General features: G+C 61.9%; 9 protein-coding genes and 6 pseudogenes. 6 read left to right on the top strand and 9 right to left on the bottom strand.

The genetic code is table 11. The features are described 5' to 3' along the window. Positions 1-103 precede the first annotated feature (103 nt). The gene (pbpG, locus tag ACZZZP_RS23405) at positions 104-1,051 is read left to right on the top strand and encodes a D-alanyl-D-alanine endopeptidase (RefSeq protein WP_463384300.1); all 948 of its coding nucleotides are present in this window, start codon (positions 104-106) and stop codon (positions 1,049-1,051) included. Between the two features lie 7 nt (positions 1,052-1,058). On the opposite strand, the pseudogene ACZZZP_RS23400 reads toward pbpG, so the two are convergent. Further along, a pseudogene (locus ACZZZP_RS23400) lies at positions 1,059-1,722 on the bottom strand (YitT family protein). Positions 1,723-1,803: 81 nt separating this feature from the next. After that, positions 1,804-2,316: a dihydrofolate reductase gene (locus ACZZZP_RS23395; RefSeq protein WP_463384298.1), complete on the bottom strand. Its 513-nt coding sequence runs from the start codon at positions 2,314-2,316 to the stop codon at positions 1,804-1,806. Between the two features lie 124 nt (positions 2,317-2,440). On the opposite strand from ACZZZP_RS23395, the gene ACZZZP_RS23390 reads away from it, so the two are divergent. Then, positions 2,441-3,841, top strand: coding sequence for a DUF2868 domain-containing protein (locus ACZZZP_RS23390; protein WP_463384297.1), 1,401 nt, complete (start codon positions 2,441-2,443; stop codon positions 3,839-3,841). Then, complete coding sequence (locus tag ACZZZP_RS23385) at positions 3,834-5,207, top strand: GTPase/DUF3482 domain-containing protein (RefSeq protein ID WP_122492249.1); 1,374 nt, start codon at positions 3,834-3,836, stop codon at positions 5,205-5,207. Before ACZZZP_RS23390 ends, ACZZZP_RS23385 begins: the two co-directional genes overlap by 8 nt. Here the strand turns inward: ACZZZP_RS23385 and ACZZZP_RS23380 are convergent. The 5 genes and pseudogenes from ACZZZP_RS23380 to ACZZZP_RS23360 form a co-directional block, all read right to left on the bottom strand. Beyond that, a pseudogene (locus ACZZZP_RS23380) lies at positions 5,204-7,254 on the bottom strand (GGDEF domain-containing protein). The gene ACZZZP_RS23385 and the pseudogene ACZZZP_RS23380 overlap by 4 nt on opposite strands. Then, positions 7,247-8,125, bottom strand: coding sequence for an endonuclease/exonuclease/phosphatase family protein (locus tag ACZZZP_RS23375; protein ID WP_122492247.1), 879 nt, complete (start codon positions 8,123-8,125; stop codon positions 7,247-7,249). Before ACZZZP_RS23375 ends, ACZZZP_RS23380 begins: the two are co-directional and overlap by 8 nt. A 6-nt stretch (positions 8,126-8,131) precedes the next feature. Beyond that, entirely contained in the window at positions 8,132-8,770 is a 639-nt protein-coding gene (locus ACZZZP_RS23370; RefSeq protein ID WP_463384295.1) for a thiol:disulfide interchange protein DsbA/DsbL, read from the bottom strand. A gap of 174 nt (positions 8,771-8,944) precedes the next feature. Continuing rightward, positions 8,945-9,551: pseudogene (locus ACZZZP_RS23365) on the bottom strand (c-type cytochrome). A gap of 44 nt (positions 9,552-9,595) precedes the next feature. Continuing rightward, positions 9,596-9,886 carry a c-type cytochrome gene (locus ACZZZP_RS23360; protein WP_463384294.1) on the bottom strand — a complete coding sequence of 97 codons (291 nt, stop codon included), beginning with the start codon at positions 9,884-9,886 and terminating at the stop codon, positions 9,596-9,598. Positions 9,887-10,078: 192 nt separating this feature from the next. Between ACZZZP_RS23360 and yihA the strand changes: the two genes are divergently transcribed. Then, positions 10,079-10,714: a ribosome biogenesis GTP-binding protein YihA/YsxC gene (gene yihA, locus ACZZZP_RS23355; RefSeq protein ID WP_122492243.1), complete on the top strand. Its 636-nt coding sequence runs from the start codon at positions 10,079-10,081 to the stop codon at positions 10,712-10,714. Between the two features lie 292 nt (positions 10,715-11,006). Here the strand turns inward: yihA and polA are convergent. Beyond that, a pseudogene (gene polA, locus ACZZZP_RS23350) lies at positions 11,007-13,841 on the bottom strand (DNA polymerase I). A gap of 181 nt (positions 13,842-14,022) precedes the next feature. Between polA and ACZZZP_RS23345 the strand changes: the two are divergent. Both ACZZZP_RS23345 and ACZZZP_RS23340 read left to right on the top strand, forming a co-directional pair. Next, positions 14,023-14,310 (top strand): DUF2782 domain-containing protein, encoded by a 288-nt coding sequence (locus ACZZZP_RS23345; protein ID WP_122492242.1) that lies wholly within the window; start codon positions 14,023-14,025, stop codon positions 14,308-14,310. A 46-nt stretch (positions 14,311-14,356) separates the two neighbouring features. After that, positions 14,357-15,306, top strand: a pseudogene (locus tag ACZZZP_RS23340) (homoserine kinase). A 1-nt stretch (position 15,307) separates the two neighbouring features. Here ACZZZP_RS23340 and znuA read toward each other — a convergent pair. Further along, positions 15,308-16,232: pseudogene (gene znuA / locus ACZZZP_RS23335) on the bottom strand (zinc ABC transporter substrate-binding protein ZnuA). Positions 16,233-16,275: the final 43 nt, after the last annotated feature.

Raw genomic sequence — 16,275 nt, 5'->3', positions numbered from 1 at the left:
GATCGCATTTGATGAACTGCATCACAGCGCATTCCATACCGCACCGGCCTTTCCTATACTGCGCGGGCCGGCAAGGACTGCCCTGGCTTCCATTTCATCTGCCATGTGGACCGTCCTTGTGAATATTCGCCCCGCCCTCGCCCGCGTGTTGTTCTGCACCTTATTTGCCTTCAGCACCGTCGCCGCAGCGGCAGAGAAAATTCCTGCCAGACCGGCAGGCAAAACGCCGGTCAAGGTTCAGGAATTGGCCTCCGGCAGCGCCCTGCTGGTGGACCTGAAAACCAACGAAGTGCTGTATTCCAGCAACCCCGACAAAGTGGTGCCTATCGCCTCGGTGACCAAGCTGATGACCGCCATGGTCACGCTCGACGCCAAGTTGCCGATGGACGAAGTGTTGCCGGTGAAGATCCAGGACGTGCCAGAAATGCGCGGGGTGTTTTCGCGGGTCAAGGTAGGCAGCCTGGCCACTCGCCGCGAAATGCTGCTGCTGGCGCTGATGTCGTCGGAAAACCGCATGGCCGCGAGTCTGGCCCATCACTACCCGGGCGGCGTAACGGCCTTTGTGAACGCCATGAACACCAAGGCCCGCGCGTTGGGCATGACCCACACGCGTTACACCGAACCGACCGGCTTGTCGGAGCGCAACGTGTCCAGCGCCAATGACTTGGTCAAGCTGCTCAAAGCCAGCCAGCAATATCCGCTGCTGGGCCAACTGAGCACCACGCCGGAAACCACCGCCAGTTTCAAAAAGCCCAATTACAGCCTCGGCTTTCGCAACACCAACCACCTGATCTACAAGGCCAACTGGAGCATCCAGCTGACCAAAACCGGCTTTACCGACGAGGCCGGTCACTGCCTGGTGATGCGCACCATGATGAACAACCGCCCGGTGGCGTTCGTGGTACTCGATGCGTTCGGTAAGTACACCCACATTGCCGATGCCGGGCGCCTGAAAACGTGGGTCGAGACGGGCCGCGTATCGCCGGTGTCGGCAGCTGCGATGGCCTACAAGCGTTCCAAGCAAGGCGCCCATCAGTTGGCGGCCGACTAACGCTCGTTCAGGAAACGCCGGTGTAGCGGTCGGCCCGGTGGTTGATCGCCAGAACCAGGTTTAGCGCCAGCGCGCCAAGCACCGACAAGGCCACCTTGTCGGGGGCGATGACGAACAGCGAAGTCAGTACGATCACCGCGTCCACGCCCATCTGCACCAGCCCCGCCCGCACGCCGAAGCGCTCCTGCAAAAACAGCGCAAGAATGTTCACCCCCGCCCAGGCTGGCGCGGTGACGAAACAGCATCAGCAGGCCCAAACCCATCGCCAGCCCACCGAACACCGCCGCGTACAGCGGGCTCAGGTGAGCAAATGACACCCACTGCGGCGTCAGCTCCGCCAACACCGACACCAACGCCACCGCGCAGCCGGTGCGCAAGGTGAAACTCCAGCCCATGCGCCAGATGCCCAGCAGGTAGAACGGCAGGTTGAGCAGGAAGAACATCAAGCCGAACGCCACGCCCAATTTGTACTTGAGCAGAAATGCCAGGCCGACCATGCCGCCGGTCAGCAAGCCGGCGTGGGCGTAGAAGGCGATGCCCAGCGCCACCATGGCGGTGCCGGAAATCATTGCCAGGCCGTCCTCCCAGAGCGGATGACGGACAAACACCTTGGCCACGGTTTCGACTTCGGCCGGGTCGATGTCGACGGAGCCGGACGTGTTGTCTTGCATGGGAAAACCTCGGAAATAGCAGCGCGCCGCCTCGGACGAGGCAGCGTTAATCAGCGTAGTCAGTGAAGCAGGCGGTGCGGGCTAGCGTTTGTCCCACACTTCAAAGCTGTAGGCCGGCGTTTCGCCGCTGCCTTCGTGCTCGATGCTGGAGGCCAGGTGCCAGGCGGCTTCGTCGAACGCGGGGAACCAGGCATCGCCTTCCGGGCTCAGGGCCACGCGGGTCAGGTACAGGCGCTGGGCCAATGCCAGGCCTTGTTCATAGAGCTGGGCGCCGCCGATCAGCATCAGCTCATCGGCATCTTCGCGGCTGGCCCATTCTTCGGCGCGAGCGATGGCTGCTTCCAGCGAGGCAAATACTTCGGCGCCTTCGAGGGTCAAACCGGCCTGGCGGCTGACCACCAGATTCAGCCGACCTGGCAACGGCCGGCCCAGGGAGTCCCAGGTTTTGCGGCCCATGATGATCGGCTTGCCGAGGGTCATGGCTTTGAAGTGTTTGAGGTCGGCCGGCAAATGCCAGGGCAGTTGATTGTCGCGGCCTATCACACGGTTGTCGGCGAGGGCAGCGATCAGGCAGAGGGGGCGGGTCGTATTCATGGCCGCGAGGATAACGGCTCGCACCCGGGAAAAAAAGCAAACGGATGATGGGGCGAGCCTGAGCGGTTATTCTCAAACCCGGCTGCCTCCTGAGCGGCCGACTTCTTCGACCATGAGTTTGTGCATGACCGCATTGAAATCACCGCTCCCTTCCCTCTCACCTTTACAGCGCCTGTGGCTGACCGAGGCCGTGCGGCTGCGCGAAGAACAGGCCGGCCCGTTGGAAGACCGCGAGGCCAATCGCCAGGCGGTCAGCGCGGGTGGCCCGCTGGAACAGCGCATCGAAACCCGCGCCCTATGGCTTGCGCAGCGCGACGGCATGCTCGCCGCCTTGCTGCACTGGCGCCAGGGCGCCGTGCTGGCCGTCTGGCTGCTGGCGGCGCTGGCCGTGCTTAGTGGCGCCGGCTTGGGCTTCGCTGCCCTAGGCGATGGGCAGCGGCCGGTGAACTTATTCTGGGCGCTGGGCAGTTTGCTCGGCCTTCATCTGCTAACCCTGATCGGCTGGGCCGTTGGCCTGGTGTTCGCCGGGAGCGGCGGCGCGAGCCTGGGCCGATTGTGGTTATGGCTGAGCGAAAAATTCGCCCGAGACGCGCAAGCGGTGCAACTGGCCCCGGCGTTGCTGGTGCTGTTGCAGCGTCAACGGCTGAACCGCTGGGCGCTGGGGATTTTCGTGCATGGCATGTGGTTGCTGCTGTTACTCAGCGCGTTGGGCAGCTTGTTGGCGTTGCTGGCGACCCGGCGTTATGGTTTTGTGTGGGAAACCACGCTGTTGGCCAGCGACACCTTTGTGACGGTAATCCAGGCGCTGGGCAGCGTTCCCCATTGGCTTGGCTTCAGCACGCCTGCGGTTGAGGTGATTCGCGCCAGTGGCGCTGATGCAGTGGCCGAAGAAAGCGCACGGCAAGCGTGGGCGGTGTGGCTGCTGGGTGTGCTGATCGCCTACGGCGTGGTACCGCGCGCCATGTTGGCGCTGTTTTGCGCGTGGCGTTGGCGGCAAGGGCGCGCGCGCTTGAGTCTGGACCTTGGGTTGCCCGGTTACAGCTTGCTGCGTGATCGCTTGCAGCCGAGCAGCGAACGGCTGGGCGTGACCGATGAAGCGCCGGAGCACTTGCCCACCCCGCAGGCAGGTTCCCTAACGAGCGCCGGTTCGGGCGCGGTGTTGGTGGCGGTCGAACTCGATCCCCGTCGCCCCTGGCCGCCCACCGTTCCCAAAGGCGTGGCGGATGCTGGCGTGATCGACAGCCGCGAACAACGCCAGCACCTGCTCGACCAACTGAGCCGCTTCCCGCCATCACGCCTGGCCATCGTGTGCGACCCACGCCGGTCGCCGGATCGCGGCACCCTGGCGTTATTGGCTGAGCTGGCCCGAAATGCGGGCGACACTCGAATTTGGTTGCTGGCCGCCGAGCCTGGCGAAGCGCTGGACAGCCAGCGCCTGGAAGACTGGCACAGCGCGCTGGACGCCTTGCAGTTGAACTGGCGACAAGGTGCGCCGTTGCACTGGCTGGAGCAGACCGATGAGTGAACGCCGTGAATCGCCGTTGAAACTGGCGGTGGTGGGCCACACCAACGTCGGCAAAACCTCGCTGCTGCGCACCCTCACCCGCGACGTGGAATTCGGCGAGGTGTCCCATCGACCCAGCACAACGCGGCACGTGGAAGGCGCGCGCTTATCCGTGGACGGTCAGGCGTTGTTGGAGCTGTACGACACGCCGGGTTTGGAAGATGCCATCGCCCTGCTCGATTACCTGGAACGCCTCGATCGCCCCGGCGAACGTCTGGACGGCCCGGCCCGCCTGGCGCGTTTTCTGGAAGGCAGTGAGGCGCGACAACGTTTTGAGCAGGAAGCCAAGGTGCTGCGGCAACTGCTCGCCAGCGATGCCGGCCTGTATGTAATCGACGCCCGCGAGCCGGTGCTGGCCAAATACCGCGATGAGTTGGCGGTGCTTGGCAGCTGCGGCAAACCGTTGCTGCCGGTGCTCAATTTTGTGACCTGCGCGCAGCAGCGCGAAGAAGAGTGGCGCGAGGCGTTGGCGCGCCTGGGACTGCACGCGCTGGTGCGTTTTGACACGGTGGCGCCACCGCTGGACGGTGAGCGCCGGTTGTATGAAAGCCTGGCGCTGCTGCTGGAGAAATCCCGGCCGCAGTTGCAACGCCTGATTGATGACCATGAAGCCCAAGCCCGTGCGCGCCACGCGGCCGGCGTGCGGCTGATCGCTGAGTTGCTGATTGATTGCGCGGCATGCCGGCGCAGTGTCGGCAACGACGAACAGGCGCAGGTGCAGGCGTTGCACCAGAGCATTCGCCAGCGCGAACAAGCCTGCGTGCAGGCGCTGCTGCGTCTGTATGCCTTCCGCCAAAACGATGCCCGGGCCAGCGATTTGCCGCTGCTCGACGGTCGTTGGAGTGACGATTTATTCAACCCTGAAACCCTGAAGCAGCTGGGTATTCAGGTAGGCGGTGGGATGGCCGCCGGTGCCGCAGCGGGCGCCGGCATCGACTTGATGGTCGGTGGCATCACTCTGGGCGCCGCCACGGTGCTGGGCGCTTTGGCCGGCGGTGGCCTGCAAACCGCGCGCAACTACGGCGAACGGCTGTTGGGCAAGCTCAAGGGCAACCGTGAGCTGAGCGTGGATGACGGCGTGCTTCGGTTGTTGGCCGTGCGCCAGCGCCAGTTGCTGGATGCACTGAGCGCCCGCGGCCATGCGGCGACCACCGCGATTGAGGTCAAGGCCGAGCAGGACGGCGGCTGGCGCAAGGGCACGTTACCTGCGGTGCTGCGCCAAGCGCGGGCGCATCCGCGCTGGTCGTCGCTCAACCCTCAGGCTCGCTTGCAACAACCGGAGCGCCAAGCCGCAGTGGCAAAATTGGCGGCGCAGTTACAGGCCTAGGCTTGTTTCTTTTCGCCTTCTGCCGCGACGTGTACCTGGTTGCGCCCGCCGCGTTTGGCGCGGTACAGCGCCTGGTCGGCGCGTTCGAAAACCTCGTCCACGCGATCGCCTTCGACAAACTCGGTCAGGCCAGCCGACACGGTGATGGTTACGCGTTCGCCTTTGAAGTGAAACGGGCAGGCTTCGATGGCGGCGCGCAGGGTTTCGAGCAGTTGCTGGCCACCGACGATGGGCGTTGAGGGGATCAGCAAGACGAATTCTTCGCCGCCGAAGCGCGCCATAAAGTCGGTTTTGCGCAGCCGGTTGTTCAGCTCGCCGGCGATGATTTTGAGCACCTTGTCGCCAGCCAGGTGGCCGTAGTTGTCGTTGATGCGTTTGAAGTGGTCGATGTCCAACACCGCCATCAGCAACTCGCCGCCGTAGCGCTGCCAGCGCGCCACTTCCAGGTCCAGGCGCTCAGTCCAGGCGGCGCGGTTTGGAAGTCCGGTGAGCGGGTCGGTGAGCGCTTTTTGCCGCTGCTCTTCAAGGTGGTCGCGAAAGCCCTTGGCTTCTTGTTCCATGCTCGCCACGCGCTCAACCAACGTTTGCAGGCGGCCGGCCACGTCCTGGTCGCGCTCGTCGCGTTGCGACTGGTACTGCGGACATGGTGCTGAGCAGGCCGTCCAGGCGGTTTTCCACTAGGTGTTTCAGGCTGCTGAGGTCGGTGGCTTCCTGCACGCTGTTGTGCAGGCCGTCGACCTGCTGGCGCAACTCGGTGTCGAGCTCGCGCGCGGCGGCCATCGATTCCGAGTAGCCCTGGTGGGCATCCTGCAAACCACCCTGGAACGTGGCCAGGCGCTGGTTGAGTTGCGCCAGGTAGCCTTCGAATTCGCGCTGGCCGAGGTCGGCCACGGCCAACATCAGCACGGCGAAATCGTCGAGCACCGGCACGAGTTCGTACAGGTTCAGCCCACCCTGAATGCGCACACGTAGCGACTCGGCCTGCGGCTTGTGGTGTTCCGGCACGGGCAAATCATCAAGCAGCCCAAGCAAGGTCGCTTCGACATGGCTGGCAATGGCGCTGTAGCCGGCTTCGGGTTCCGGCGGAATAGCGAAGTCGGGGTCTGCCAGTTCCTGCTCGACGGTGGCGTGGATGGCGGCCGAAACGGTGGCACCGTCGGTGAGCAGTGATGCCGAGAGTGGCAGGCTGTCGAGCGTCGACAGGGACGAGCCGCGCGCGCTTCGCCGTGCTGCCAGCGCTTCGTTAATGGCCACTGTGGCCGCTTCACTGCCCGCTGCCGTTGCAGGCACGGCCGCCGGCTCAAGGGGTTGAGCCGTTGGCGTTGGCACGGCTGCCGGAGCGGGCGCGGTTGTAACGGCGGCGGCAGCGGGCTCCGATGCCGGCGTTGGCGTCAACGCGGGCGTCGGCTCAGCGGCCACTGGCGCTGCTGGTTGGACGGGGGGCAGGAATCGGGTGCTGGACTGATTGCGGCGCTGGCGTGGGCGCTGTACCGCTGGGTGTTTCGGGCGCTTCGTCCGCCCCGCCATCACGCCCGCCAAACAAGCGCTGCAGTAAGCCTGGGCGAGCGGCTTCAGGCGTTTCCAGCACATCGAGTGCCTGGCGTTGCAGGCTGCTGAGTTCGGACAACAGCGCGGGCAACTCGCGAACCTGACTGGCGCGGTTTTCTATCTGCTTGTTAAATTTTTTCAGCGGTTTGCGCACTTCGCTGGGCAAGTCGAGTTTGAGCAATTGGCTGACCAGCCCGCCGAGCGCTCCGGTGACCTGGCTGGCGCGTTCCACACGACGCTGCTCGGAGTCGAGCACGGCTTTTTCCAGGCGCGGAATCAGCGCGGAAAGGCCGGCGTCCATGTCGTCACGACGGACAATTTCCCGTAGCTCGGACATGCATTGGTCAACGGCCTTGTCAGTGCCTTCGGCCGCCAGCGAGCTGCGCACCAAGCCGCGGCGCAGTAAGTCCAGACGCATATCCCAGCGGCGCTCGAGCTTTTCCTGTTGCTCGAGGCTGCTGAGGTACTTCTCTTTCCAGCGCTGCGCGTCGTCACTCATGGGGTATTTCCGCGAGGGAAGTGTTGGATCTATCCGGCTGGCTGCACAGGCTATCGGGCAAGCGGATTTCGACGGCCACCGGCAAGTGATCGGAAATCGGCTGGGCCAGCACGCGCACAGCTTCCAGGGTCAAACTCGGGCTCAACAAAATATGGTCCAGACACCGCTGCGGGCGCCAACTCGGGAACGTGGCTTCCACTTGGGGAGCCAGCAGTCCAAGGTCGCGCAGTGGTGAGTGCAGCAGTAAATCAGAAGCGTGGGTGTTCATGTCGCCCATCAAAACCTGATGGCGATATTCGCCGATCAGTTCACGAATATAGGCCAGCTGCCGCACGCGCGTTTTCGCCCCGAGCGACAGGTGCATCATCACCACCGCCAGCGCGTCTTCACCTTCGCCGAAGCGCAGCAAGATGGCGCCTCGTCCAGGCGGGCCGGGCAGCGGATGGTCTTCAATAACGGTGGGTTGCAAGCGGCTGAGCACGCCGTTGCTGTGTTGGGCCAGGCGCCCGAGGTTGCGATTGAGCTGCTGATACCAGTAAGGGAAAGCGCCCAACTGAGCGAGGTGCTCGACCTGATTGATATAGCCGGAGCGATGGCTACCGCCGTCGGCTTCTTGCAGGGCGACCAAGTCGTAGTCGGCCAGTAGCGCGCCGATACGCTGCAAGTTGCTGGAACGGCCTTGGTGCGGCAGCAGATGTTGCCAGCCTCGGGTGAGGTAGTGGCGATAACTTTCGGTGCTGTTGCCAACCTGAATATTGAAGCTCAGCAGACGCAAACGCCCGTCTGCCGGCAAGCCGCTGGAGTCGCATTGGGCGTTGACCCGCGCATCACGCAGGCCGGCTACCCGTGGCGTACCCCAGCGACGGAGCATGGCGCGTTACTTCGCTGCGCGTTCTTTGGCGATCAATTGATCAGCCACTTGCAGGGCTTGATCCGGGCCGCCGGTCGAACCGATGTCGAAACGGTATTTACCGTTGACGATCATGGTCGGTACGCCGCTGATTTGGTAAGCCAAGGCCAGCTTCTTGTCTTTCTCGACCTGGCTCTTCACGCCGAAGGAGTTGTAAGCCTTGAGGAACTCGTCTTTATCGATGCCCTGAGTGGCGAGGAAATCAGCCATTTCTTCAGGCTTGGCGAGCTTTTTACCTTGGTTTTGAATGGCGTCGAAAATGGCGCCGTGTACTTTTTCTTCAACGCCCATGGACTCGAGGGTCACGAACAGCTGGCCGTGGGCATCCCACACGCCGCCGAACATGGCTGGAATGCGGATGAAGTGAACATCGGCAGGCAGCTTTTTGATCCATGGATTGATGGTGGGCTCGAAGTGGTAGCAGTGCGGGCAGCCGTACCAGAACAGTTCAACCACTTCGATTTTGCCGGGCTTGGAAACCGGAACAGGGCTGCTGAGCTCGACATATTGTTTGCCGGCTTCGATCGGCTGCGCGGCGGTGGCGGTCGCAGTCATGCCGATCAGGCTCGCGGTGGCGAGGACAGCGCTGAAAATCAGGTTACGCATGCTTTACTCCTTGGCGGATAAAACTCGCCCGATAGCGAGCTGGATTTCGACCGATTGCCCGACGGCGGGTTCCCGGTTGGGGGCCAACATTGTACGGGCGGCTCCAACGGAAAAGGGTGGCTTTCGCCACCCTTTTCTGCCCGCTAATGCGTACCGGATATTACCGTTGCGCGATTAATGCAGGCCCTGGATGTAGCTGGATACCGCCGCGATATCCTTGTTGCTCAGCTTAGCTGCAATGCCGCGCATGATCATGTTATCGCCGTCGTTGGTGCGCTCGCCTTCGCGGAAATTGGTCAGCTGCTTGGCGACATAAGTGGCGTGTTGGCCGCCCAGATGCGGGAAGCCAGCGGCTGCGTTGCCGGCGCCGTCTGGCGAATGGCAACCGGTGCACGCTGGCATGCCGGTTTCCAAATTGCCGCCGCGGAAGATTTCCTGACCGCGCGCCACCAGTTTCGGATCGGCTGTACCGACGCTCATTTTCTGGCTGGAGAAGTAGGCAGCGATGTTCTGCCAGGTCCTGATCGCTCAGGGGGGTGAGGATGCCGGTCATTTCCAGCACCACGCGGTCGCCGGATTTGATGTCTTTCAGTTGCTTGAGCAGGTAGCGCTCGCCTTGGCCTGCCAGTTTCGGGAAGTTTGGCGCAGGGCTGTTGCCGTCGGCACCGTGGCAAGCGCCACATACAGCTGCTTTGCCTTGACCTGCAGCGGCGTCGCCTGCGGCATGAGCCATACCGGTGATGCCCAGGGTCAACAGCAGACTCACGAGTACTTTGTTCATCAGCTAATCCAATTACGGCTAAAGGGAGAGAATCAACGCGTGGCTTACTTGCTCATCCAGTGGATGATGGCTTGGAAGTCTTCAGCGCTACAGTCGGTGCACAAGCCGCGAGGCGGCATGGCGTTAAATCCATCGATTACATGCTTCACCAGCGTATCCATGCCTTGGGCCAACCGCGGGGTCCAAGCAGCCGTGTCACCTTTTTTAGGGGCCATCGGCAGTTGTCCATTATGGCAGGCTCCACAGGAACGGTTGAATACCGCTTCCGGGTCCTGGGCTGCGTGAGCCATGGAGGACAACAACAGGGTAGTGGCTGTGAGCAGTAACAACTTCATCAGATCAACCTCATCAGTGAGGAACGTTCCGCATTCTGTTGAGCGAAATCGGTAAATCCTTCCTGCAAATGCTTGCCCTTATACCGGACAAAGCGCACACAAAATCTGCGGCATTATATACTGGCGTCACCGAAACGGAAACGACACCGCACGCCGGGCCACCTACTGGCACCGCCCTCACCGGAAAATTCGATGCAAGCTAAAAACCCCATCATCGGTCTGTGCCAACAGGCTGCGTTCATGATCAGCGCCGCAAAAGTTGATCAATGCCCGGACGACCAAGGCTACGAAGTGGCCTTTGCCGGTCGCTCCAACGCCGGTAAATCCAGCGCCCTCAACACGCTGACCCACGCCGCTCTCGCCCGTACGTCTAAGACGCCGGGCCGCACGCAACTGCTGAACTTTTTCCGTCTGGACGAAGAACGCCGCTTGGTCGACCTGCCCGGTTACGGCTACGCCAAGGTGCCAATTCCGCTGAAATTGCACTGGCAGCGCCACCTCGAAGCCTACCTGGGCAGCCGCGAAAGCCTGAAAGGGCTGATGCTGATGATGGACATTCGCCACCCGCTCACCGAGTTTGATCGGCTGATGCTCGACTGGTCCGCAGCCAGCGAAATGCCTATGCATATCCTGCTGACCAAAGCCGACAAGCTGGCCTACGGTGCCGCCAAGAATGCATTGCTAAAAGTGCAGACAGACCTGCGCAAAGGCTGGGGCGACGGGGTGAGTATTCAGCTGTTCTCAGCGCCAAAGCGTCAGGGTATTGAAGAGGCCCAGGCCGTGCTGGCTCGCTGGATGGAGCTGGAAGACACGGTGGTGGCCGAGTAAATCGCAGGCAAAAAAACCCCGAGCTTCGTATGGGGAGGGAGGAGGCTCGGGGTTTAAGGGTCTGAACCGCTAGGGCGGGGCTCAGATATCTGCCAACACTTAACACAACATAGGAGCACCGAAGGGCTTCATCAGCCATTCAGTAACTCTGACCGCCCCCATTTGTGGAAAGTTCACCGGCCCCTTAAAACCGGTTAGTAATAAGAAATGTCTTGGTAATTCCGTTAGCTTACTAGCTATCCATTTCTGTGCGGCGTTATGCCGCAGCAGAAAAATGCCCGAGACGCCCTTTCTAGTGCGCTTCATCCCAGTTAGCGCCGATTCCGACTTCAACCAACAGCGGCACATCCAGCTCAGCGGCTTCGCTCATACGCTGGCGAATTTCCGCGCTCACGGTGTCGACCAGGTCTTCGCGCACTTCGAGCACCAATTCGTCGTGCACTTGCAGAATAACTTTGGCATCCAGCCCGGATTCCGTAAGCCAGTTGTCCACCTTCACCATCGCCCGCTTAATGATGTCGGCCGCCGTGCCCTGCATCGGCGCGTTGATTGCCGTGCGCTCGGCGCCTTTGCGCAAACCGGCGTTCTTGGAATGGATTTCCGGCAAGTACAAACGGCGCCCAAACAGCGTTTCGACATAGCCCTGCTCGCTGGCCTGCTCGCGGGTGCGCTCCATGTACGCCAATACGCCCGGATAGCGGGTGAAATAGCGGTCGATATAGGCCTGCGACTGCTTGCGGTCGACGCCGATCTGCTTGGCCAGGCCAAACGCGCTCATGCCGTAAATCAGCCCGAAGTTAATGGCCTTGGCGCTGCGGCGCTGGTCGATGGTGACCTGTTCCAGCTCGACGCCAAACACTTCCGCTGCGGTGGCGCGGTGTACGTCCAGGTCGTTGCGGAAGGCATGCAACAAACCTTCGTCTTGAGCCAGGTGCGCCATGATGCGCAGCTCAATTTGCGAATAGTCCGCCGCCAACAACTGATAGCCCGGCGGCGCGATAAAGGCCTGGCGAATGCGGCGCCCTTCCGCCGTACGAATCGGAATGTTCTGCAAGTTCGGATCGGTCGAAGACAACCGCCCGGTCGCCGTTACCGCCTGATGGTAAGACGTGTGAATACGCCCGGTGCGCGGGTTGATCTGTTCCGGCAGGCGGTCGGTGTAGGTGCTCTTTAGCTTGCTCATCGAGCGGTACTGCATCAGCACCTTGGGCAACGGAAAGTCCTGCTCCGCCAGCTCGGCCAATACCGCTTCCGCAGTGGATGCCTGACCTTTCGCGGTTTTGCTCAGAATTGGCAAGCCGAGCTTTTCATACAGAATCACGCCCAGTTGTTTGGGCGAGCCCAGGTTGAATTCTTCGCCGGCGATGGCGAACGCTTCACGCTCCAGCTGGACCATTTTCTCGCCCAGCTCATGGCTTTGAATGCCGAGCAGATTCGCGTCCACCAGCGCACCGTTGCGTTCGATGCGCGCGAGCACCGGAACCAGCGGCATCTCGATGTCGTTAAGTACCTTGGCAAGAGTCGGCGTTGCTTCCAGCTTTTTCCACAACGCTTGATGCAGACGCAGGGTGATGTCGGCGTCTTCTGCCGCGTAAGGCCCTGCTTGCTCCAGGGAAATCTGGTCGAAGGTCAGCTGCTTCGCGCCTTTGCCGGCAATCTCTTCGAACGCGATGGTGGTGTGATCGAGGTACTTGAGCGCCAGCGCGTCCATGTTGTGGCGCGTGGCCACGGAGTCGAGCACATAGGATTCGAGCATGCTGTCGAACTTCAGCCCACGCACATGGATGCCCTGGTCCGGGTCGCCGCCGATGGCGCAGTTCGCCAACACGTTGATGTCGTATTTCGCGTGCTGGCCGACCTTGGCTTTGTGCGGATCTTCCAGAATCGGTTTGAGCGCGCGCAGCACCAAATCGCGATCAAGCTGGCCGGTACGCCCATGTACGAATGGGTCAGTGGAATGTAGGCCGCTTCGTTGGGTTGCACGGCGAACGAAAGCCCCACCAGCTGCGACTGCTGAGCATCAAGACCGGTGGTTTCGGTATCGAAGGCAATCAGGTCGGCCTTGTGCAGTTTTTCCAGCCATACCGCAAAGCGCTCGGCCTCGAGCACTGTTTCGTAATTAGCGCTCACTGCTGGCGCCGGCTCCGTGTTTTCTGCCAACGCGTTTGCTGCCCCCACATTGGCAGGCTCATCGAACAGCCCGCCCGTGGCGCCGCCGGAGCGAATCGCGGCAATGTCGGCGGCCTTGGCGTCGCGCGCCAGTTCGTCCAAACCGCTCTTGAATTCCAGTAGCGAATACAGCGCCGCCAGGGCTACGCGGTCTTGCTCGCCGGGGTGCAGGCTTTCGATTTCGATATCCAGCGGCACGTCCAGCTTGATCGTCGCCAACTGATAGGAAAGAAAGGCCATCTCCTTGTGCTCAAGCAGCTTGGCTGGCAACGCTTTGGCGCCGCGAATGGGCAGCTCCGGTACTTTGTCGAGATTGGCGTACAGCACGTCGAGACCGCCCCCAACACCTACAAGAAGCCCAACGGCCGTTTTTTCGCCAACGCCGGGCACGCCAGGAATGTTGTCGACCTTGTCGCCCATCAGCGCCAGGTAATCGATGATCAGCTCAGGACCGACACCAAATTTCTCCTTAACGCCATCAATGTCGTAGACGCTTCCCGACATGGTGTTGACCAACGTAACGTGCGGGCAAACCAGCTGGGCCATGTCTTTGTCGCCCGTGGAAATGACCACGTCGCGGCCTTGGGCAGCGCATTGCCGGGCCAGCGTACCGATAACGTCATCGGCCTCCACGCCCTCCACGCAAAGCAGCGGATAACCAAGGGCGCGCACGCTGGCATGCAGCGGCTCGATCTGCACGCGAAGGTCATCCGGCATGGACGGGCGATTAGCTTTGTAATCGGCAAACAGCTCGTCGCGAAATGTGCCGCCCTTTGCGTCGAATACCACCGCAAACGGACTTTGCGGGTACTGCTTGCGCAGGCTTTTCAACATGTTCAGCACGCCTTTAACGGCGCCGGTGGGCAAGCCTTTGGACGTGGTCAGCGGCGGCAAAGCGTGGGAAAGCACGGTAAAGGTAGGACGAACCGTCTACGAGGACGAGAGGAGTCTGAGACATGCGCGGAATCAACCTATAAGACGGGCCGTGGTGTACGGACAGCTGAAAAATGTAGCGAGCAACGGTGCGCGGGGCAATGTTCAGCAAAGGGCCAAGCCTGGGCGTCTGAATGCCACGTCAGTAGTTTCGCGGCGGCCTGTTAGAATGGCCGCACCGTTGACAACAAAGGGACAAGGTTACCATGCGCACTCTTTCTAGCTTACTGCTGGCCGGCTTGCTCGCTGCGGGCTCGCTGAACGCTTACGCCGAAGACGAACCGGTGAGCGGCGATCCGGACGTAACCATCCGCCAAGACGGCGACAAGACCATTCAGGAGTACCGCCAAAACGGCTTCCTGTACGCCATCAAGGTCACGCCAAAAGGCGGCAAGCCCTACTTCCTGGTACGCGCCGATGGCAGCGACGGCAACTTCATCCGCTCCGACAATCCAGACATGCTGATTCCCGCCTGGGAAATCTTCAAATGGTAAGCGGCGCCTAATTCCACCCTCCTTATAAGCAGTTGGCAGGTTCTCGATGTCGGTATTCACCCCCTCAGCCGTCCTGAGCTGGAAGCATTTGTAGCGCCTTACGGCCTTGGCCAGCTGCGCGACTTTCAAGGCATCAGCGCCGGCAGCGAGAACAGCAATTTCTTTGTCAGCCTGGAGCAGGGCGAGTTCGTGCTGACGCTCGTCGAGCGCGGGCCGACTGGCGATTTACCGTTTTTCATCGAACTGCTCGACACCCTGCACGACGCTGGGCTGCCGGTGCCCTACGCCCTGCGCACCCGCGATGGCGAGGCGTTGCGCAGCCTGGCCGGCAAACCGGCGCTGCTGCAGCCGCGCTTGGCCGGTAAACATGTTGAGCAGCCCAATGCTCACCACTGCGCGGAAGTGGGCACGCTGCTGGCCAACTTGCACAACGCCACGCGCGGCAAGGTACTGGAACGCCGCAGTGACCGTGGACTGGACTGGATGCGCAGCGACGGTGCGCCACTGCTGGCCAAACTCGATATGGCCGACCAAGCGCTGATGGCCGACGCGTTAAAAGACGTTGAAATCTACTACCACGCGATTTTCGAGTTGCCCCGCGCCAACCTGCACGCTGACCTGTTTCGCGACAACGTGTTGTTCGACGGCACGACGCTGGCGGGTTTGATCGATTTCTACAACGCCTGCTCGGGACCCATGCTGTATGACGTCGCCATCGCCGTGAACGATTGGTGCTCCAACGCCAGCGGCGAGCTCGACGGCCCGCGCGCCAGAGCCTTACTGGGTGCGTATGCGGCGCTGCGTCCGTTCACGCCGAACGAAGCGCAGTTGTGGCCCGTGATGCTCCGCGTGGCGTGCCTGCGCTTCTGGATTTCGCGGCTGATCGCAGCCGAATCGTTCGCCGGTCAGGATGTGCTTATCCACAACCCCGACGAGTTCCGCCGCCGCCTGGCGCAGCGCCAGGATGTGCACCTGTCGCTGCCGTTTGCGCTGTAGCTCACAGCGCTTCCAAGCAACCCGCCAGCTCGTCGCCCAAGGTTTCCAATAGACGCTCATACCCGTGGGCGTCTACCGCGATTTCCTTCGCGCCCAATGCATCCAGCTCTGCCAGGCGCACCGGCAAGCCTGCGCTCAGCGTGTTGACCAAGCGTGGGCGTAGCGGTGGCTCGCTGAATACGCAGGTCGGACCCGCCTGTTGCAGTCGCTCGCGCATAGCCGCCACGTGTTGGGCGCCCGGCTGCACTTCGCTGGCAATGCTGAACACCCCGGCGTGCTTCAGGCCGTAGGCCGACTCGAAGTAGTCAAAGGCCTCGTGAAAGACGAAATATGGCTTGCCCGCCACGCCCGCCACGCGCTGTTTCAGGCGTGCATTCAGCGCGCCCAACCGCTCGGTAAACGCCTTCACGTTGGCTTGGTACCGCGCGGCATTCGCCGGGTCTGCCGTGCTCAGGTCGGCGGCCATGCGTTCGGCGATCACCCGTGCGTTGGCCGGCAGCAACCACAAATGCGCATCCAGGCTGCCGGGTTGGTGATCATGATCGTGCTCATCGGTGTCGCCGCTGTGGTCGGCCTCGTCGGCATGGTCATGGCCTTCGCCGAAATGACGCAGGCTCAGGCCTGGCAAGTCCTGCACCGCCACGCTGGGCAGGCTGCGGCTTTTCAGTACGCGCGGCAGAAAGCTCTCCATGTCAGGGCCGATCCAGTAAAGCAACTGAACCCTCAGCCACGCGTCGAACGTCCGAAGGGCGCAACGCATAGTTATGCGGCGAGGCACCAGGCGGCAGCAGCACTTCGGGCGTGCCTACACCGTCTTGCACCGCGGCCGCTATCAGCTGAAGCGGTTTAATGCTGGTGAGAACGCGCACATCGGCCTGGGCGGTTGCGCAAAAAAACAGCAGAAAGATCACAAGGAAACGCGACACGGGAACACACTCGCCGGGAAAAGGGTTATAGAATAACGTCTCT

Source organism: Pseudomonas sp. AC211 (genome assembly GCF_979258055.1).
Note: the sequence above shows the minus strand (reverse complement) of the source record. Positions and strands in the feature narration are given on the sequence as shown.